Genomic DNA, 18,397 nt, shown 5'->3' with positions numbered 1-18,397 from the left:
GAACCCCACCAAGACATGATCTTGGTGGGGTTTAAAGTCAAGCTGAGAGGCCGCGCGGATAGGCGGGCCGGCGTCGCGGCCTCTTAGGGTGGAGCCATGTTCGAGGAACCGCCCCCGCACCCTGTGCCGTCCAAGCCCACGTCCGCCTCGCGGATCACACTCGCGCACATCATGACCCACCACGACACCAACCTGCTGGGCACGGTGCACGGCGGCGTGGTCATGAAACTCGTGGACGCCGCGGCGGGCGCCGTCGCCGGCCGCCACTCCGAGGGGCCCGCGGTGACCGGCGCCATGGACGAGATGGCCTTCATCGAACCGGTGCGGGTCGGCGACCTGCTGAAGGTGCGGGCGCAGGTCAACTGGACGGGACGCAGCTCCATGGAGGTCGGCGTGCGCGTGCTCGCCGAGCGCTGGAACGAGTCCGGCCCGGCGACCCACGTGGCCAGCGCCTACCTCGTCTTCGTGGCCGTGGACGCCGAGGGCAAGCCGCGTGCGGTGCCCCAGATAGAACCCGAGACCGAGCGCGACCGGCGCAGGCTGCAGGAGGCGCAGATCCGCCGCACGCACCGGCTGGCCCGCCGCAGGGCGATCATGGAGCTGCGCGAGAAGCGCGCCGCGGACGGCTTCGACGACTGACCGCGCCCGTTCGGCCGTCACTCGGCGGCCTCAGCCGCACAAGATGCGGTCGCCGCGCAGTGGCGGGAGGCCCACCGGCGGCGCGACGGGCGGGTCCGGTTCGCCGGCCCGCACCGGGGTCACGCCGTCGTAGTCCGCGCCCACGGTGACGCGCAGGGTGGAGCCCAGTCCGGGCACCGAACGCATCTTCGCGTAGGGCAGGGCCGTCGCCAGGGCCTCGGCTGAGCGGTCCCAGCCCGGGTCGTAGTGGATGACCGTGTACTCCGCGTCGTGCCGGATGGTGTTGCCGGGCGTGCCGGTGGTGCGGAAGCCCACCCGGCGCAGTTCCTTGTCCACGCGCGCACCCAGCCCGTTGATCGTCGTCCCGTTGTTGACCTGGACGCGGATCGACTTGGGCGGCACCTCGACCCGCTCGGGCTGCTCGGGCGCCGACGGGCTGGGCGTGACGGGAGGGCCGCCGTCCGGGCCGGTGAGCGGGCGGTCCTCGCGCAGCGCGTCGAAGATCCGCTTCGCCCCCTTGGCGTCCCAGCGCAGGGTCGACCCCACCCCCTGCACCCGGAACGGCGTGGCGTCCACCGGCACCGTCGCGAACTCCACCGAGCGGGCCCCGAATCCGCCGCGCAGCCCCGTGGCGAGGGCGATCAGGTCGTCCGGCTTGGTCTGCCGGTCCGCGCGCACCGAGCCCAGCGCGGCCTTGGCCACCTGGTCGAGCTTGACGGGGTTCTGCAGGAGCCCGATGTCGCTGACCCGGCGGACCAGGGCGGCCAGGAACCGCTGCTGGTTCTGCATCCGCTGCAGGTCGAGGCCGCCGGGGATGTGACCGGAGCGCACGTAGCGCAGTGCCGTGCCGCCGTCGGCGCGCACCGTGCCGGCCGGCAGGTCGAGACCGGTCGCGGCGTCGCGCAGCGGTTGGGCGAAGCAGAGGTCGACGCCGCCGATGTGGTCGACGGTCCGCATGAACGAACCGAAGTCGAACTCGGCGTAGTGGTCGACCTTGACCCCGGTCATCTTCTCGACCGTGGACACGGCGAGCGCCGGACCGCCCACCCCCCAGGCCCACTGCAGCTTGCCGGCGCGGGGCAGTTCCGCGTACGAGTCACGCGGCAGCGCGACCACGCTGACCCGCCTGCCGTCGCGCGACAGATGCGCCAGCAGCATCGTGTCGGTGCAGTCGCAGGGCTCCCCGCCAAGGCGCAGCCCGGTGCGCTGCGCCTTGGTCAGGCCGCGGCGCACATCGGTGCCGACCAGAAGGAAGTTGGTGCCCTTGGTGGGGGTCGGGCGGTTCTTCATCCCGGCGAAGGCGTCCACCCGCGTCAGGCGGTCGTCCATGTGCCCCAGCACGGCGTGCCCGATCCCGCTGGCGGTCAGGATGCCCAGTGAGACGGCACCGAGGACACGCATCCCACGGCGCACGGGCGGCCGCTTCCTGGGCCGGCGTGGGGCTGGGGCGGGCTGCTGACGGCGACGAGCGACGGTCATGCAGTCACGCTAAGGAGTCATACCGTCGTACGGAATGAGCCCCGCCCGGCCGCACGCGCTCGTATCATCCGTTCGCGGTAACGTGTGCGGCTGTGAACCCTGCGACCCCCGACGTGCCGCCCGCCGTCTCCGTGATCATGCCGGTGCTCAACGAGGAGCGGTATCTGCGCACCTCCGTCCGCCACATCCTCGAGCAGGACTACGCGGGCGAGCTCGAGGTCGTCATCGCCCTCGGGCCCTCCACGGACCGCACGGACGAGATCGCCGCGGAGCTGGTGCGCGAGGACCCCCGCGTCCACACGGTGCCCAACCCCACCGGCCGCACGCCCGCCGCCCTGAACGCCGCCATCAAGGCCTCCCGGCACCCGGTCGTGGTGCGGGTCGACGGCCACGGCATGCTCTCGCCCGACTACATCAAGACCGCGGTGCGGCTGCTGGAGGAGACCGGCGCCGCCAACGTCGGCGGCGTCATGCACGCCGAGGGCGAGAACGACTGGGAGCGCGCCGTCGCCGCCGCCATGACCTCGAAGATCGGCGTCGGCAACGCGGCCTTCCACACCGGCGGCGCCGCCGCCCCCGCCGACACCGTCTACCTCGGGGTCTTCCGCCGCGAGGTGCTGGAGCAGCAGGGCGGCTACAACGAGGAGTTCATCCGCGCCCAGGACTGGGAGCTGAACTACCGCATCCGCGAGGCCGGCGGCCTGATCTGGTTCTCGCCCGAGCTGCGCGTCTCCTACCGCCCGCGGCCCAGCGTGCGCGCGCTGGCCAAGCAGTACAAGGACTACGGGCGCTGGCGCCGCGTCGTCACCCGCTACCACCAGGGCTCGGTCAACCTGCGCTACCTGGCCGCCCCGGCCGCCGTCGTGGCCATCGCGGCGGGCGTGGTGGTGGGCGCCGCGCTCACCCCGCTCGGCTTCGTCGTGCCCGGCGGCTACCTCGTGGCCATCGCGCTGGGATCGCTTCCGGCCGGCGAGGGCCTGTCCGCCGCTGCGCGGCTGCGTGTCCCGGTGGCGCTCGCCACGATGCACATGTCCTGGGGCTTCGGATTCCTGACCAGTCCGCGTTCGCTGGCCCGGCGGGTCATCGCCAGCCGCCGCCCGGCGGTGCGGGCGTCGGCCGACGTGTGAGGCGGGGGGTGGGCCCCTGTCGCCTGCGGGAGGGGTCCACAGGCGCCGCGGCAGCCCGCTGGGTTTCGTCGTGCCCGGCGGCTGTCTCGTGGCCATCGCGCTGGGATCGCTTCCGGCCGGCGAGGGCCTGTCCGCCGCTGCGCGGCCGCGTGTCGCGGTGGCGCTCGCCCTGACCGGTCCGCGTTCGCCGGCCCGGCGGGTCATCGCCGGCCGCCGCCCGGCGGTGCGGGCGTCGGCCGAGGTGTGAGGCGGGGGGCGGACCCCTACCACTTGTAGTAGGGGTTCACCTTCATGCACGCCGAGTCGTCGGAGGCGTTGAGCGCGCTCGCGTTGTCCAGCACCTCCTTGGTGTCGCTGCTGCTGGCCGCCGGGTAAAGCGCCCCGGACGTCCAGTCGGCGCCGATCACCAGCGTGATGCCATCTGCGGAGGAGGACTTCTTGACCACGCCGGTGGGCAGCTTCAGCGACGTGGCCACGGCCAGGGCGTTGGCCTTGTCGGCGTCGTCGGCGTAGGTGATGGTGGTGCCGGACTGCGACTGCGGCGTGGAGTCCGTCTCGGCCTGGGTGTACCCGAGGGCCTTCAGTTTCTCCGCGACGGTGCCCGCGCGGCCGGAGACCGCGGGGGTCGAGGCGGAGCCCGTGCCGTTCTGCACCGTCACCGCGATCTCGTCCTTGGGCGAGGCCTTCACGGCGGGGGTGGTGGACTTGCCGGGCTTCTTCGGCTTGGATGCCTTGCCGTCCACGGGCTGGTCGTTGCGGAGCAGCGTGAAGAGCTTGCTCGCCGCGGGCGTCGGCACGACGTGCGCGGTCGGGTTCTGCGGGTCGGCGCCCCAGGGCATCGTCGTCATGGTGATGCGCTCGGTGGGGACGCGTTTGAGGTCGTTGCCCAGGTTGTAGAGCTTCTTGACGGTGCCCAGGCCGGTGTCGACGGTCAGCGCCTTGGTGGCGGCCTCCGCCAGGCCGGTGAGCGCGCCGGGGTCGGTGAGCTTCGTGCCCGACTTCAGCTGGCGCACCATCGCGTTCATGTACATGTGCTGGGCGTGGGTACGGCCGATGTCGCTGCCGTCCTCGAAGCCGTGCCGGGTGCGCAGCCACTGCAGGGCCTGCTGGCCCTTGATGGTGTGGTCGCCCTTGGTGAGCTTGAGCCCGGACTTGCGGTCCCAGACGTTGGCATCGACGCAGACCGGGACACCGCCGACCGCGTCGGCCATGGAGACCACGCCGGCGAAGTCGATCATCATGAAGTGGTCGATGTGGATGCCCGTGAGGTTCTCCCAGGTGGCCACGGTGCAGCCGGGACCGCCGTGCTGGAGGCTCGTGTTGATCGTGTCCGTCGTGGTCTCGGGGTAGATGTGCCCGTCGTCCGGGTCGGTGCACTTGGGGACGGTGACCCGGGTGTCGCGCGGGACGCTGACCACGGTCATGTTGCTGCGGTCCGCGGAGACGTGCAGCAGCATCTGGACGTCCGCGAGCGGCTTGCGGTCCGCGTCGCCCTTGGCGCCGCCGAGTTTCTGGTTCTCCTTGGAGGCCCGGCTGTCGGAGCCGAGGAGGAGGATGTTCAACGGGGTCTGGCCGGCCGCGTTCGCCTTGCTCTTGGCGGCCTTGCTGTCGCCAAGGTTCAGCGCGTCCTTCTTGATGTTGGCGTTGAGGTGCTGGTAGTACGCGAAGGCGGCGCCGGCCGTCCCGAGTATCGCCACCGACGTGACGATGGCCACCCAGCGCAGGGCGCGCCTCTTGCCCTTCTTGCGCCGGCGGTCGGTGGGGCGGCCGGTGCCGTCGTGGTCGTCCGGGCCGTCGTGGTCGTCCTGGGTGTCGTGGCCGCCGTGCTCGTCGTCCGTCCCGTCGCCGTGCGTCGCGGTCAGGGTGCCGGTGGACGGCCCCTCGTCACCGAAGGCGCCGTAGCCCGCGTCGCGGTCGTCCTGGCCGTAGCCTCCCGTGCCGTACCCCGCGGTGTCGCGTCCGGCCGGCTGGTGGGGGGCGTAGCCCTGCTGCGGGGCGTACCCGCCCTGGGCGGGGTACCCCTCCTGCGGGGCGTACCCGCCCTGGGCGGGGTACCCCTCCTGCGGGGCGTACCCCTGCGGCGCGTACCCGCCGTGCGGGGCGTAGCCCTCCTGGGGTGTGTAACCGCCCTGGGCCGGGTAACCGCCCTGGGCCGGGTAACCGCCCTGGGGCGGGTGACCGTCGTGCGGCGGCGGGTATCCGCCGCCGTGCTGCGGCTGCTGCGGCTCCTCGGGGCGGTAGCCACCGCGCTGCGGCTGCTGCGGGACCGTCGGGTGCGGATGTGCGGGCTGCTGGGGAATGTACGCCTGTCCGTGTCCGTTCGCGTACGGAGAGTCGTCCCACCCGGGTTCGTGAGGTTCGAAGGGGGCGTTCCGCCCTCCGGGGATGCTGCCGTGGCGCATAGGGGCCCTCCCATGACGCGCTGGTCACTACGGTCCACCGGCTGCGCCGCAGCGCGCGGATCGTGGGTGATGCTCAGCTGTGCGACTGTCGAAGTCCTGTGGAACCGGAACAGCCCTGCTCGCGGATGGTTGGAGGTCACGATACATAAACCGCGACGGGGCAAGAGCCCGGGTTTCTTATCGCCCGTGTAAAGCGATGGTGCGCAACACCCCAAAACGGGACCTCGGGGATGCGGCCTGTACACGCAGAAGCGGGCGGCATCGGGAGCCGGCCGCAAGGGTTGCGGCGCTCGTGGGCGGCGGTCCGGCCACGCCGGCGGCTCGCGGGGGAGACCTTCCGCCGCGCCGGCGGCCGCCCTCGGCGAGTGTGACGGAGCCGACACGTGAGGACCATCGCACCCCCGTTCGCCGGAAGGCGGGGACGGCCCGCGCTCCCGTCCCGCGCCGGACCGGGGATCCCGTCCCGCCGGCGGCCGCCCATCGCTGTCCGCCTCCCGTCGTCCGCTGCGGCGCCTCCACGCCCCGGCACGCCCCGAGCCGGTGGCTACTGGGCGCACACGCTCTTGTCGTCCGCCTCGACCTTCTGGATCCCCTCGGGCGCCTTCGTCGGCGTGGCGATCGGCGTGCCCGCCCCCTTGAAGTCCTTGCCGAGGGTGAGCGTCATGTCGGCGCGCGGTGCGGCGTCCTCGGTGCCCTGCTGGAGCGCGGAGGCCGGCAGCCCCATCATGTCGGCCAGTCGGCGTGCCTGGTCGGCCTGGTTGGGGGCGTACTCCAGCGTCGTCCTCTTCGTCTCGGCGGGCGCGTTGCCGCCGTTGGTGGACCGGGTGACACCGTGGTCGTTCTGCAGCCAGCTGACGGTGTCCTGGGCGGCACCGAAGACCCCGCTGCCGTTGAGCACCTCGACCCGGACGTCGACCGGGTCGGCCTTGGGGCCCTTGAGCTTGGCCGCGTCCGACGCCTTCTGCTTCTTCTTCACCTCGGTGAGCGAGACGTCGTCCTTCACCATGCTGAACAGTTGCGGCGCCCTGGTCTCGTCCAGCACCACCGTGGTGTGCACCTTCTCGGCCGGGTTGTCTATCACCGGAACCGTCGCGAAGGTGATGTTCTTGGTGTCGACCCGGCTCAGGTCCTTGGCGAGCTCGCTGAGCTTGGTCACGCTGCCGATGCCGGTGTCGACGGTGAGCGCCTTCGTCGCCGTGTTCGCCAGCTTGAGCAGCTTCGTCGGACTGGTCAGTGTGTCGCCCGACTTCATCTTGCGCACCATGGAGCTGAGGAACTGCTGCTGCAGCTCGATGCGGCTCAGGTCGCCGCCGAAGCCGACGCTGTGCCGGGTGCGGACGAAGGCGAGCGCCTGCTCGCCGGCGACGGTGTGCCGCCCCTTGCTCAGCTTCAGGTGCGAGTCCCGGTCGTCGATGTCCTTGGCCAGGCACACCTCGACGCCGCCGACCGCTGTCGACAGGTCCTTGACCGCGTCGAAGTTGGCCATCATGAAGTGGTCCGGGGTGATGCCCGTCAGCGCCTCGACGGTGCGCATCGTGCAGCCGGGGTCGCGGCCGTACTGGCCCAGGCTGGTGTTGAAGCGGACGCCGCTCTCACCCGGGATGATCTTCGTGGAGCCGTCGGGCTGCTTCGTCGGGCAGTCCGGGATGTCGGTGATGATGTCGCGCGGGATGCTCAACGCGGTCGCGTTGGAGCGGTCCTTGGAGACGTGGAAGAGGATCGTGGTGTCGGCGTGGCCGATGTTGGCCGCGTCGCCGTACTTGCCCTTCAGGCCCTGCCGGCTGTCGGTGCCGATGACGAGGATGTTGACCGGCCCGGTGGATGTGGCGTTCTTGGAGCCGATACCCGGGTCGATGGTCACGATGTTGCCGTTGAGCTGCTGGTACAGCGAGTAGACGCCGACGCACGCCGCGATGACGACGACCCCCAGCGTGCCGGCGGTCCAGATCAGCGCCCGTTTCCTGGCCGACGCGCGGGCCTTCGGGCGACGCCGGCTGGTGCGTGCGGCCGCGCGGCCGCCGCCTCCGCTCCTGGCGCCGGCGGCCCGGCCGCCGCCGGCCGGTCTCCCGGCGCCCTCCGAACGGCCGTTGGCCACCGGCCTGCCGCTGCCCGCCGCCCGTCCGCGCTCGGCGGAGCGGCCGCCGCCCGCGGCGCCGGAACCGCCCTGTCGTGTGCGGCTGCCGCCCTGCGGCTGGACGCGCTGTGCCCGCCGGCCCGTTCCCTGCGCGGGAACGCTTCGCTCCGGCGGCGGGGGGTCCAGCCGCAACTGGTAGCTGCCCGTCTCGGGATCGAAAACCCACTGATCCGCCGGGTCGACGTGCTGCCCACGGCCTTGCGTGTCCACGGTCGATCGAGTCCTCCGTCTCGGCCGCTGCAACAGGCCGGATCGCTCACACTAACCCCACAGTTCAGCGTGTACGTCCGTCGCTGACAAATTCCGCTCTCCCGTGCAGGGACAAACTGTTCAATCCCCACTGCCGCCGCAGACGTCGCTGTCGGCGGTGGTGCCGCGGTACGAGGAGGAGGCGCCCGCCGCTCCCCCGGAGGGCGTGGGAGACGCCGCAGGGGTGGCGGAGGATGTGCCGGCCCCCGGACGGGTGCTGCCCGAACCCGCGTGCGTGTCCTGCTCGACGGTCACCTGCCCGTCCTCGCGCAGAGCCGTGAAGAGTTCGGCGGCGGCGGGCTGCACCAGTTCGTCACGGTTGGGGTCCGCCGTGTAGGGGCGGCGCGGCACGGTGAGGAAGCGCACCTGGTCCGTGGGCGTCTTGCGCAGGCTCTGGGCCAGTTCGTACAGCTCGGCCAGCGAGTCGAGGCCCTCGTCCGCCGTGAGCGAGGAGGTGGCGGCGCTCAACAGCGGGTAGAGCGCGGCGGGGTTGAGCAACACCCCCGTGGAGTCGACCTTCTGCACCAGGGAGGCGAGGAACTGCTGCTGCCGGTCCATCCGCTGGGTGTCGCTGCCGTCGCCGATGCCCTTGCGGGCCCGGACGTAGCCGAGGGCCTGCTCTCCGTGCAGCAGTTGACGGCCGGCCGCCAGATCCAGGTGCGCGTCCCGGTCGTGGACGGGGTGCGGGACGCAGACCTCGACACCGCCGACCGCGTCGACCATCTTCGTGAAACCGTTGAAGTCCACCACGAGGTGGTGGTCGACGCGGATCCCCGTCGCCTTCTCCACCGTGCGGATCGTGCAGGCGGCGCCTCCGAACTCGAACGCCCAGTTGAACTGGGCGAACTGGGGGCTGGTCATGCTGCCGTCGGCGCGCCGGCAGGAGGGGATCTCGACCATGAGGTCGCGCGGCAGGCTGACCGCCGTCGCGCTCTTCCGGTCGGCGGCCAGGTGCAGCAGTATCGCGGTGTCCGAACGCTGGGTGCCGCTGTCCTGGCCGTACTTCCCGTTGCCGCCGCCGCGGTTGTCCGAGCCCAGGAGCAGGATGTTCTCCGCGGTGGTCGCCTCGGGCAGCACCGGGGGCCGCTCGGCCTGGACCCGCATCAGCTCGTGGGCGGTGCTGGTGTCCGTCCGGATGTTGCCGTCGAGCCGCTTGTACAGGTACCAGGAGACGCCGGCCCCGGCCAGCAGCGCCAGGGAGACGACCGCGGCGAGGACGCGCAACCAGGTGCGGCGGCGCTTCCTCGGCGGCGCCTCGGCGGGGGGTGCGTCGGCGTCGGGCGGGCCGGCGGGAGCGGTGTCGGTGGGAAGGGCGTCCTCGACGTCCGGAGAATCGGCTGGCGTGGTCACGTCCGGGCCCGTCCTTATAGGTGCTGCTGACGATCAGGTCACCTATAGAGACGGTCCAATACCGCCCTCGGTTGTGCGGAGTTGTTCAGCTCAGTCGGAGGGCCGCCCGGTGATGCGGACGGACCCGGCTACGCCGAGTGGGTGACCCGTTCGCTCTCCCGGCGTCTGTCCAGGTCGGCGGCGGGCAGCCGGTCCAGGTTGCGGCAGAGCACCACCGAGGCGCCCGCCGCCAGCGGCGCCAGCAGTCCGGCGGCCAGGCCGTCCCAGTCGCCGAACGGCCGGCCCGACAGCAGCCGCGATCCGGCGGTCAGCCCCAGTTCCGCGGCGGACGCGCGGGCCCGGTCCACCACCTGCGCGCCAGTGAGCTCCTGACCGCCCGGCAGCTCCAGGGCCGGAGCGTCCGGCGCCACCGGCGCGTACGGGGCGAACCGGTCCCCCTGCGAGGGCACCTCGACCGCGTAGTCGAGGAAGCCCTGCGGCGGCTGCGCGAAGCGGCCGCCCAGCGGGCGCAGCGCCAGCGCGACCCGCTCGCCGGGGCAGGCGCGGGCCTCCTCCAGCGTGTCCGGGCCGGACACCACCAGGTCGGCACCGCCCGGATCGCCCCCGGGCGCCACGACCAGGCCGGTGGAGAAGCAGGCGAGCACCCATACCGCGGTCTGCCAGTGCGCCGGCAGCAGCAGCGCCGCGCGGTCACCCGGCTGGGCGCCCAGTTCGTCCTGGATGAGGTTGGCGGTCTTGGCCACCCAATTGCCGAAGGTGGCCACCGACAGTTCGACGCGTTCGCCGGTGGCGTCGTCGTAGAAGGTGACCAGAGGGCGGGCGGGGTCCGCGGCGAGCGCGGATCGCAGCAGGTCGGCGGGTGTACGGGCAGTCGCTGTCACACGCCCAGGCTACGTCAGGCCGTGGCGTGGCGAGGGGCGCTGATGACCCGGCAGGAGGAGACGGAGCGTCAGATCCCGGCTGCGCGTTCTAGGGCCTTATGTAACTGTTTTTCCCATGCGTGCACTTCTTGCGACGTCGATCTCCGCGGCGTGCATGGCTGCCCTTGCCCTGCCGCTCGCCTTCCCCTCCGGTGCCACCGCCTCCGTCCCCGTGCCGGCACGGGCGGCCGTCCCCGACACGCCCCCCGGGGACACCCGCACCCTGCCGCTGGCCCCGCTCCCCGCGTCCGGGCGGGCCGTCGGCACCCCGCTCTCCCAGGGTCTGCCGGCCCGCGCCGTACGGCCCTTCTCCCTGATCGGCGTCACCTGGGACGACGCCCGCACCGAACTGCGGGGCACCGTCCAGGTCAGGACCCGCGCCCTGGGCACGGGCGCCTGGTCGGACTGGCGCACGGTCGAGGCGCACAACGACGACGCCCCCGACGCGGGCTCGTCCGAGGGCTCGGCCCCCGTGGTGCGCGGCTCGACCGTCCCGCTGTGGGTCGGCAGTTCCGACGGGATCGAGCTGCGGGTCGTGCCGGAGGCGCCCACCAGCGGCAGGCGCGGGGTGCAGCCCGGCCTGCCCAAGGGGCTGCGGTTGGAGATGGTCGACCCCGGGGGCGAACCGGGTGACGGCTTCGCGGACGACCCGGACGGCGGTCCGGGCCGCTACCTCGGCGACGGCGTCTACCTCGACCCCGACGCCGCCCTCGGCCCGGACGCCGCCCTGGACCCCCGCCCCGCGGGACCGGGGGGCGACCGCCCGGGCGGTGACGGCACGGCAGGCGGCCCCATGGGCGACGGCGCGCACCCGGGGACTCCTTCCGGCGGCGTCCCCACGGGCGGCGGCGACCCCTTCGGGAATCCCGATCCCTTCGCCGGTGTCGGCCCGTCCGGCGGCGACCCCACCGGCGGCGACCTCTTCGAGGGCGTCGGCCCCGGCGAGGCCGGCCATCCGCTCGGTGGACGCCCGCAGGCAGGCGCCGAGACCGGCACCGCCGCGGACCCGACCGACACCTCCGGCACGCCGGTCGAGTCGGCCTTCGTCCCCGAGCTCACCCGGTCCCAGACCGTGGCCCTCACCGGGCAGCGCTTCACCGGCGCGCGCCCCCGCATCATCACCCGCGCCGGCTGGGGAGCCGACGAGCAACTGCGCGACGAGGATTCGGAGTTCACCGACGACATCAGCGCGATCTTCGTCCACCACACCGCCACGGGCAACGACTACGAGTGCTCCGACTCGCCCTCGGTGATCCGCGGCATCTACCGGTACCACGTCAAGAGCAGCGGCTGGCGCGACATCGGCTACAACTTCCTCGTCGACAAGTGCGGCAACATCTACGAGGGCCGCAGCGGCGGCGTCTCCAAGGCCGTGTTCGGCGCGCACACCCTCGGCTTCAACGAGCACACGATGGGCATCGCCGTCCTCGGCGACTACTCCGAGGAAGAGCCCAGCCGCGAGGCCCTGTCGGCCGTCGCCCGGCTCGCCGCGTGGAAACTCGGGATCTACGGCCGCGACCCGGAGGGCATGACCTCCCTGGTGTCCGGAGGGAGCAACCGGTACCCGAAGGGGACGCAGGTCCGCATGAACGTCATCTCGGGCCATCGGGACGGATTCGCCACGCAATGCCCGGGAACGCGGTTGTACGACGATCTCGGCATCATCCGCCGTACCGCGGCGGGGCTCCAGGGCCGCTGATCGCGCCCTGCATAGGATTGGCCGTTCATCAGGTCGGCCCCCGCCAGAAGCGGAGACAACACAGGTGACTGAAGCGATCCTCTTGGTCGGTGGCAAGGGCACCAGGCTGCGCCCTCTGACGGTGCACACCCCCAAGCCGATGGTCCCCGCGGCAGGCGTCCCCTTCCTCACCCACCAGATGGCCCGAGCGCGCGCGGCAGGCGTCGAGCACATCGTCCTGGCGACCTCCTACCTGGCCGAGGTCTTCGAGCCGCACTTCGGTGACGGCTCCGCCCTCGGGCTGCGCCTGGAGTACGTCACCGAGGACGAGCCGCTCGGCACCGGAGGCGCCATCCGCAATGTCGCCGACCGCCTCGAATCCGCCCCCGGCGACCCGGTCCTGGTCTTCAACGGGGACATCCTCACCGGGCTCGACATCGCCGGACTCGTCGCCACCCACCGCGACTCCGGCGCCGACGTCTCCCTCCACCTGACCCGGGTGGAGGACCCGCGCGCCTTCGGACTCGTGCCGACCGACGCCACCGGCCGCGTTACCGCGTTCCTGGAGAAGCCGCAGACGCCCGAGGAGATCGTCACCGACCAGATCAACGCGGGCGCCTACGTCTTCGACCGCGCGGTCATCGACTCCATCCCCACCGGCCGCGCGGTCTCCGTCGAGCGCGAGACCTTCCCCGGCCTGCTCGCCGACGGCGCCCATCTGCAGGGCATGGTCGACTCCACCTACTGGCTCGACCTCGGCACCCCCCACGCGTTCGTCAGGGGCTCGGCCGACCTCGTGCTCGGCCGCGCGCCCTCGCCCGCCGTTCCCGGCCGCCGCGGCGAACGCCTCGTCCTGGAGGGCGCCCGGGTCGCCGACGACGCCAAGCTCACGGGCGGCACCGCCGTCTGCGAGGGCGCCGTCATCGGCTCCGGAGCGGTCGTCGACGGCAGCACGGTCCTGGCCGGGGCCGTCGTCCGCCCGGGGGCCGTCGTCGTGGACTCCCTCATCGGCGCGGGCGCGGTCATCGGCGAACGCACCGTCGTCCACGGATCGGTGATCGGTGACGCCGCGCACATCGGCGCGGACAACGAACTGCGGCACGGAGTGCGCGTCTGGTGCGGCGCGGTCATCGCGGACGGCGCGGTCCGCTTCTCCTCCGACCAGTAGCCGCCCCTGCTGGAGCCGGTGGGCACCCGTTCACCGGCCGGAACCGCGGACCTTCGACGCCGGGAGCCGGGCGGCACGAAAGCCGGTCGGTAGGAAAGCCGGCCGGTACGAAAGCCGGTCGGCATGGGAGTCCGGAAGGCGGGAAGACCCGGAAGGCGGCGAGCCCGGAAGCCCGGGAGCCCGGAAAGCGGCGAGCCGGGAAGCCGGGAAGCCCGAGGGGCCACGCCGTACTCTCGGAGGGTGCACCCCGAGCAGACCCGACTCCTCAGCGGCGCCACCGGCCGCGTCCCCGGACCGCGCACGCCCGGCCGCACCCGCCGCTTCACCCCGCGCGGCCCCCTGGACCTCGGGCTCACGTTGGGTCCCCTGCGCCGCGGCCCCGGCGACCCCGCGTTCCGCGTCGGGGCCGACCACGCCGTCTACCGCGCCTCACGCACCCCCGACGGCCCCGGCACCCTGCGCATCGCCCGCCCCTCCGGCGGGGAGGTCGAGGCCGAGGCATGGGGACCCGGCGCCGACTGGCTGCTGGACGGCCTCCCCGCCCTGCTCGGCGACGCCGACGACCCCGGCGCCTTCACCGCCCGGCACCGCGTCGTCCACGAGGCCCACCGCCGCAACCCCGGGCTGCGGCTGACCCGCACCGGCCTGGTGCTGGAATCCCTCGTCCCGGCGATCCTCGAGCAGAAGGTCACCTCCGACGAGGCATACCGCTCCTGGCGGGTCCTGCTGCAGCGCTTCGGCGAGCCCGCCCCCGGGCCCGGCGAGCACCTGCGCATGAGGGTCATGCCCGACGCACGCGGCTGGGCCATGATCCCCTCCTGGGAGTGGCACCGCGCCAATGTCGACGGCAAGCGCTCCGCTGCGGTGGTCCGGGCCGCCCGTGCCGCCGCCCGCATGGAACAGGCCACCGTCCTCGGCCCCGCCGACGCCCTCGCCCGTCTCCAGGCCATCCCCGGCATCGGCCCCTGGACCGCCGCCGAGACCCTGCAGCGCAGCAACGGCGACCCCGACGCGATCACGGTCGGCGATCTCCACCTGCCGCACACCGTCGGCTACGCCCTCACCGGCGCCCACCGCTGCGACGACGCCACCATGCTCGAACTCCTGGAGCCGTACGCGGGTCAGCGCCACCGCGCCGCCCGCCTCATCCTCCTCACCGGCCGCCGCCCCCCACGCCGCGCCCCGCGCCTGGCCCCGGGGAACATCGTCCCCTTGTGACCCGCGGCCGCGACGGCCAGCTGGACCCGGCACCGGCCGAGTCCGGCGGGGATGCCGTGTGCGGGAAGGCCGTCACCTCGTGACGCTGCGCCGGTCGGCAGATCCCGCAGGTCATCGTCGGCGCCCATGATCAGGACGACGACTGCTTCGGCCTGTGGACGATGTACGACGGCCGCGGGGCGGAGGTCCCGCCGCCTCGAACCCAGCCCCGCCGCCTCGCACCCAGCGCGGGGCCGCCCCGGTCAGGGCGCCTCAGCGCACCTCGATGAACGCCTCCGCGTCGCGCCCCGGCCGCTCCTTCGGCGGCGCGGCGGGCCGGCCGATCGCGACGGCACCCATCGGGTCCCAGTCCTCCGGCAGGTCCAGCACCTCGCGCACCACGTCACGGCAGAACATCGTGGACGACACCCACGCCGACCCCAACTGCTCCCCGGCGAGCGCCACCAGGAAGTTCTCCACGGCCGCGCCCATGGCGACGACGAACATCTCGCGCTCGGCCGCCGAGCGCCGCGGGTCCGGGTAGTCGTGCGCCCCGTCGGCGACCAGGCACGGCACGACCAGGTACGGCGCGCGGCGCAGCACATCCCCGCGCCGCACCCGCTTGGCGATGGATTCCTCGCTCCGGCCGTCGCGCCGCAGATCCGCGATCCAGGCGTCGCGCATGGCGTCCAGCAGCCGGACCCGGGCCGGCTCCGACTCCAGCAGGACGAAGCGCCACGGTGTCGTGTGGTGCGGCGCGGGCGCGGTGACCGCGAGGGCCACGGCGCGCCGTACGGCCGCCCCGTCGACGGGCTCACCGGTGAAGTCGCGGATGGTGCGGCGCAAGGAGACGGCCTCGCGGACCGCCTCCGAGGTGCCCAGCCGGAACATGTCGTCGGCGGCGCGCCGGACGAGGGCGCGGCCGCCGTCGCCGTCCTCCTCTGCGGGCAGGACCAGGCGGTCCAGCCCCCTGACGACGGCGACGGGCGATCCGGTTGCCTTGCCCTTCACCAGGTCCCCGGCGGCGGCGAGTTCGTCGGCGAGCGCCGTGACCGTGGCGGACAGTTCGTTGCCGTGGGAGTCGCTCGCGCCGCGCAGGTCGTCCACGACGCGCAGCCCGGCCGCCCCGATGGCGACGTCGGTCAGGCCCTCGCGCCACGGCCTGCCGAAGGTGTCGGTGACGACGACGCCGACGTTGACGCCGCAGGCGTCCCGCAGCCCCGCCCGGATGGCCCGGGCGGAGGCGTCCGGGTCCTCCGGCAGCAGCAGCACCGTGCCGGGCGTGGTGTTGGAGGCGTCCACGCCGGCCGCGGCCATGACGAAGCCGTGCCGGGTCTCCACGATCCGGGTCCGACCCCGCCGCGCGACGAGCCGCACGCTCTCGGCGTCGATCGCCGCCTCGCGGTCGGTGGCGCGCACGACGCGCCCCTCCGCCTTGCTGACGATCTTCGAGGTGACGACGAGTACGTCGCCGTCGGCCAGATCCGCCGTGCCGGCCGCGATCAGCTTCGCGAGGTCCGCGCCGGGCTCGACCTCGGGTATGCCCGTGACGGCCCACACGCGGTAGGAGGCCGGGCCGGTGGCAGCGGCGGTCACGCCCGCACCTCCCCGGCGAGCGTCAGCGCCTCGCGGGCCATCGCGGCCGTCGCGTCCAGGTCCGTCATCATCAGCGGTACGGCCCGGCAGCGGATGCCCGCGGCCTCGACCTCCGCGACCGACCCCGCGTCGACGGTGTCGACCAGCCAGCCGTCCAGCAGTCCGGAGCCGTAGTGCGCCGCGACCGCCGCCGCCGTGGACTCCACGCCGACCGCCGCCAGCACCTTGTCGGCCATGCCGCGCACCGGGGCGTCACCGACGATGGGGGACAGGCCCACGACGGGCACGCCCGCCTCGGCGATGGCCTCCCGGATGCCGGGTACTGCCAGGATCGTGCCGACCGACACCACCGGGTTGGACGGCGGGAAGAGGATGACGTCCGCCTCCGCGATCGCCTCCAGCACCCCAGGGGCGGGCTTGGCGCCCTCGGCGCCGACCGGCAGCACCGCGTGCGCCGGGACGGAGGCCCGAAGCCGCACCCAGTACTCCTGGAAGTGGACGGCCTTGCGCCCGCCGCCGGGGCCCGCGTCCGGGTCGTCGATGACGACGTGCGTCTCGATCCGGTCGTCGGTCATGGGGATCAGCCGCACGCCGGGCCTCCAGCGGGCGCACAGCGCCTCGGTGACCGCGCTGAGCGGGTAGCCGGCGCCGATCATCTGGGTGCGCACGATGTGGGTCGCGATGTCGCGGTCCCCCAGGCCGAACCACCCTGGCCCGACCCCGTAGGCGGCCAGCTCCTCCTTGACCGTGAACGTCTCGTCGGCGCGGCCCCAGCCCTGCTCCTCGTGGATCCCGCCGCCGAGGGTGTACATGACGGTGTCGAGGTCGGGGCAGACCTTGAGGCCGAACAGGTGGATGTCGTCGCCGGTGTTGCCGATGACGGTGATGTCCGCCTCCGGCGCCGCCGCCTTCAGGCCGCGCAGGAAACGGGCTCCTCCGATGCCGCCGGCCAATACCACGATTCGCATGCGGACAGTCTGTCAGCCCGCCGCGTCACCCGGCGAACGTCCCCTCGGTCGCCGGCTCGCCGGAGCCGCAGGCGTACGGGGTCATCTGCGTCAGCCCGGGGAAGTAGACGTGCAGGCTGACCGCGCCTTCCAGGCAGTCGTTGACCACCTCGTGGACATAGCCGGGGGCGAACACCCGCTGGTGGCCCGGCGGGAGTGAACGGCGGGTCTCGCCGTTGCCGCCGAGGGAGCGCTCGGTCAGTTCGCCCTCGAGGACGGTCAGCACGCCCGAGGAGCGGCCGTGGTCGTGCAGCCCGCTGCCCTGGCCGGGCACCCAGCTCAGCAGCCAGACCTCGTAGCCGGGTCCGGTCGCCAGGCGGTCGTACCAGCGGGTGGTGGCGTCGTAGCGGACGCGCGGCGCCCAGCGGGCGCGGTCCGCCGCGATCGTGCGGGCCAGGCCGGCGAATTCCGCGACGGTGACGGGGTAGGCGGGAGCCGGCGGAAGGAGGTGCGGGATGGCGAGGGGGTCGCCGGCGATCGAGACGTCGCTGTTCATGGGTGCGGAGTTCCTACGGGAAGTGAGGAGCGTCAGGCACGCGCACGAGAGGGTGCGGCCATGAGGCTGTGCGGGCTGGGAGGAGTCCTTCAGCGGCAACAGCTGGAACAGCGACAGTGGGCTTCCACGGCACGACGGAACTCGCCGAGGCGGCGGGTCCGAGCGGGCGCGTGGGTCACTGGCATGAGCCCAAGGAGACCGGCTCCTCGGAGACCTGTCAACTTGATGTCGTGTTTGTCGTAAATCCCTCACCTGATCCGGTTATTCAACGGGGTGGAAGGTTTGGGGCCGCAAGTCCCAGGAAAGGTGCCGACGCAACCACACGGGTACGCAGGAACGTCTTCTCGTGAAACGTCGTTGTGTTTTCGTGATCGCATCGTGATCGACACTCCGCAGGGGCGTCGGCCGTGGTTGACATGTGCGGGCATATAGGCCGATTTGAACACTTTCCGTCAGGCCTTGGTTCCGCAGGGTGAATAACGGGCCCAATAGCAGATCTCGGCTTGACTGGCCCGTATCGGCACACTTGTAATTTCACTCGTGTCGTTCGCCGTCGCAGGTGGCGGCGACACCACGGGGACGCGAAGACAGACGAGGGGCGCGCATGACCGAGCTGTTCCAGCTGTTGCTGGCCGAAGAGGCCGACGAAGAGCTCGGGTGGCAGGAGCGCGCACTGTGCGCGCAGACCGACCCCGAGTCCTTTTTCCCCGAGAAGGGCGGCTCCACCCGCGAGGCCAAGAAGGTCTGCCTCGCCTGCGAGGTCCGTTCCGACTGCCTCGACTACGCCCTCGCCAACGACGAGCGCTTCGGCATCTGGGGCGGCCTGTCCGAGCGTGAGCGCCGGCGCCTGAAGAAGGGCATCGTCTGAGGCTCCGCCCGGGCCCGCCCCGGCGACGGCCCGCCGGCCTCGCGTGTCCCGGCCCCGTCCCGCGGCGGACGCGCACCGGTTCGACGG

At 72.9% G+C, this 18,397-nt stretch carries 15 protein-coding genes; 7 read left to right on the top strand and 8 right to left on the bottom strand.

Going from position 1 to position 18,397, the window contains the following annotated elements; all coding sequences use genetic code 11:
• Positions 1-96 precede the first annotated feature (96 nt).
• Positions 97-639 carry an acyl-CoA thioesterase gene (locus AC3ET4_RS24520; protein ID WP_431952939.1) on the top strand — a complete coding sequence of 181 codons (543 nt, stop codon included), beginning with the start codon at positions 97-99 and terminating at the stop codon, positions 637-639.
• Positions 640-669: 30 nt separating this feature from the next.
• Here the strand turns inward: AC3ET4_RS24520 and AC3ET4_RS24515 are convergent, their stop codons facing one another.
• Positions 670-2,118: an LCP family protein gene (locus AC3ET4_RS24515; protein ID WP_431952937.1), complete on the bottom strand. Its 1,449-nt coding sequence runs from the start codon at positions 2,116-2,118 to the stop codon at positions 670-672.
• 92 nt (positions 2,119-2,210) lie between these two features.
• Between AC3ET4_RS24515 and AC3ET4_RS24510 the strand changes: the two genes are divergently transcribed.
• Together AC3ET4_RS24510 and AC3ET4_RS24505 are read left to right on the top strand one after the other, a co-directional pair.
• A complete protein-coding gene (locus AC3ET4_RS24510; protein WP_431952935.1) occupies positions 2,211-3,245 on the top strand; it encodes a glycosyltransferase family 2 protein in 1,035 nt (344 codons plus the stop codon).
• Positions 3,246-3,315: 70 nt separating this feature from the next.
• The gene (locus AC3ET4_RS24505) at positions 3,316-3,492 is read left to right on the top strand and encodes a hypothetical protein (protein ID WP_431952933.1); all 177 of its coding nucleotides are present in this window, start codon (positions 3,316-3,318) and stop codon (positions 3,490-3,492) included.
• A gap of 16 nt (positions 3,493-3,508) precedes the next feature.
• Here the strand turns inward: AC3ET4_RS24505 and AC3ET4_RS24500 are convergent, their stop codons facing one another.
• The 4 genes from AC3ET4_RS24500 to AC3ET4_RS24485 form a co-directional block, all read right to left on the bottom strand.
• Positions 3,509-5,107, bottom strand: coding sequence for an LCP family protein (locus AC3ET4_RS24500; protein ID WP_431952941.1), 1,599 nt, complete (start codon positions 5,105-5,107; stop codon positions 3,509-3,511).
• A 1,084-nt stretch (positions 5,108-6,191) separates the two neighbouring features.
• Positions 6,192-7,991 (bottom strand): LCP family protein, encoded by a 1,800-nt coding sequence (locus AC3ET4_RS24495; RefSeq protein ID WP_431952931.1) that lies wholly within the window; start codon positions 7,989-7,991, stop codon positions 6,192-6,194.
• A 120-nt stretch (positions 7,992-8,111) separates the two neighbouring features.
• On the bottom strand, positions 8,112-9,380 hold the full coding sequence (locus AC3ET4_RS24490) for an LCP family protein (RefSeq protein ID WP_431952929.1): 1,269 nt from the start codon (positions 9,378-9,380) through the stop codon (positions 8,112-8,114).
• 128 nt (positions 9,381-9,508) lie between these two features.
• The gene (locus AC3ET4_RS24485) at positions 9,509-10,261 is read right to left on the bottom strand and encodes a TIGR03089 family protein (RefSeq protein ID WP_431952927.1); all 753 of its coding nucleotides are present in this window, start codon (positions 10,259-10,261) and stop codon (positions 9,509-9,511) included.
• A 115-nt stretch (positions 10,262-10,376) separates the two neighbouring features.
• On the opposite strand from AC3ET4_RS24485, the gene AC3ET4_RS24480 reads away from it, so the two are divergent.
• The 3 genes from AC3ET4_RS24480 to AC3ET4_RS24470 all read left to right on the top strand — a co-directional run bounded on the left by AC3ET4_RS24480 (position 10,377) and on the right by AC3ET4_RS24470 (position 14,364).
• Positions 10,377-11,999 carry a peptidoglycan recognition protein family protein gene (locus AC3ET4_RS24480; protein WP_431952925.1) on the top strand — a complete coding sequence of 541 codons (1,623 nt, stop codon included), beginning with the start codon at positions 10,377-10,379 and terminating at the stop codon, positions 11,997-11,999.
• 64 nt (positions 12,000-12,063) lie between these two features.
• On the top strand, positions 12,064-13,146 hold the full coding sequence (gene manB / locus AC3ET4_RS24475) for a mannose-1-phosphate guanylyltransferase (RefSeq protein ID WP_431952923.1): 1,083 nt from the start codon (positions 12,064-12,066) through the stop codon (positions 13,144-13,146).
• Between the two features lie 240 nt (positions 13,147-13,386).
• A complete protein-coding gene (locus tag AC3ET4_RS24470) occupies positions 13,387-14,364 on the top strand; it encodes a DNA-3-methyladenine glycosylase family protein (RefSeq protein ID WP_431952921.1) in 978 nt (325 codons plus the stop codon).
• A 252-nt stretch (positions 14,365-14,616) separates the two neighbouring features.
• Here AC3ET4_RS24470 and AC3ET4_RS24465 read toward each other — a convergent pair whose 3' ends face one another.
• The 3 genes from AC3ET4_RS24465 to AC3ET4_RS24455 are packed head-to-tail and all read right to left on the bottom strand — an operon-like array spanning position 14,617 to position 17,442.
• Entirely contained in the window at positions 14,617-15,939 is a 1,323-nt protein-coding gene (locus AC3ET4_RS24465) for a coenzyme F420-0:L-glutamate ligase (RefSeq protein WP_431952919.1), read from the bottom strand.
• Positions 15,936-16,907, bottom strand: coding sequence for a 2-phospho-L-lactate transferase (gene cofD / locus AC3ET4_RS24460; protein ID WP_431952917.1), 972 nt, complete (start codon positions 16,905-16,907; stop codon positions 15,936-15,938). Before cofD ends, AC3ET4_RS24465 begins: the two co-directional genes overlap by 4 nt.
• A gap of 25 nt (positions 16,908-16,932) precedes the next feature.
• Positions 16,933-17,442 carry a cysteine dioxygenase gene (locus tag AC3ET4_RS24455; RefSeq protein WP_431952915.1) on the bottom strand — a complete coding sequence of 170 codons (510 nt, stop codon included), beginning with the start codon at positions 17,440-17,442 and terminating at the stop codon, positions 16,933-16,935.
• 604 nt (positions 17,443-18,046) lie between these two features.
• Here AC3ET4_RS24455 and AC3ET4_RS24450 point away from each other — a divergent pair.
• On the top strand, positions 18,047-18,310 hold the full coding sequence (locus AC3ET4_RS24450) for a WhiB family transcriptional regulator (RefSeq protein ID WP_319138291.1): 264 nt from the start codon (positions 18,047-18,049) through the stop codon (positions 18,308-18,310).
• Positions 18,311-18,397: the final 87 nt, after the last annotated feature.

The sequence above is a fragment of the Actinacidiphila sp. bgisy167 genome, from assembly GCF_057707665.1.
Note: the sequence above shows the minus strand (reverse complement) of the source record. Positions and strands in the feature narration are given on the sequence as shown.

What these genes read in the sequence shown, in the direction of transcription:
- AC3ET4_RS24520 (WP_431952939.1), top strand. Translation starts at nt 97, where the DNA reads ATGTTCGAGGAACCGCCCCCGCACCCTGTGCCGTCCAAGCCCACGTCC.
- AC3ET4_RS24515 (WP_431952937.1), bottom strand. Translation starts at nt 2,118, where the DNA reads ATGACCGTCGCTCGTCGCCGTCAGCAGCCCGCCCCAGCCCCACGCCGG.
- AC3ET4_RS24480 (WP_431952925.1), top strand. Translation starts at nt 10,377, where the DNA reads ATGCGTGCACTTCTTGCGACGTCGATCTCCGCGGCGTGCATGGCTGCC.
- cofD (WP_431952917.1), bottom strand. Translation starts at nt 16,907, where the DNA reads ATGCGAATCGTGGTATTGGCCGGCGGCATCGGAGGAGCCCGTTTCCTG.
- AC3ET4_RS24455 (WP_431952915.1), bottom strand. Translation starts at nt 17,442, where the DNA reads ATGAACAGCGACGTCTCGATCGCCGGCGACCCCCTCGCCATCCCGCAC.
- AC3ET4_RS24450 (WP_319138291.1), top strand. Translation starts at nt 18,047, where the DNA reads ATGACCGAGCTGTTCCAGCTGTTGCTGGCCGAAGAGGCCGACGAAGAG.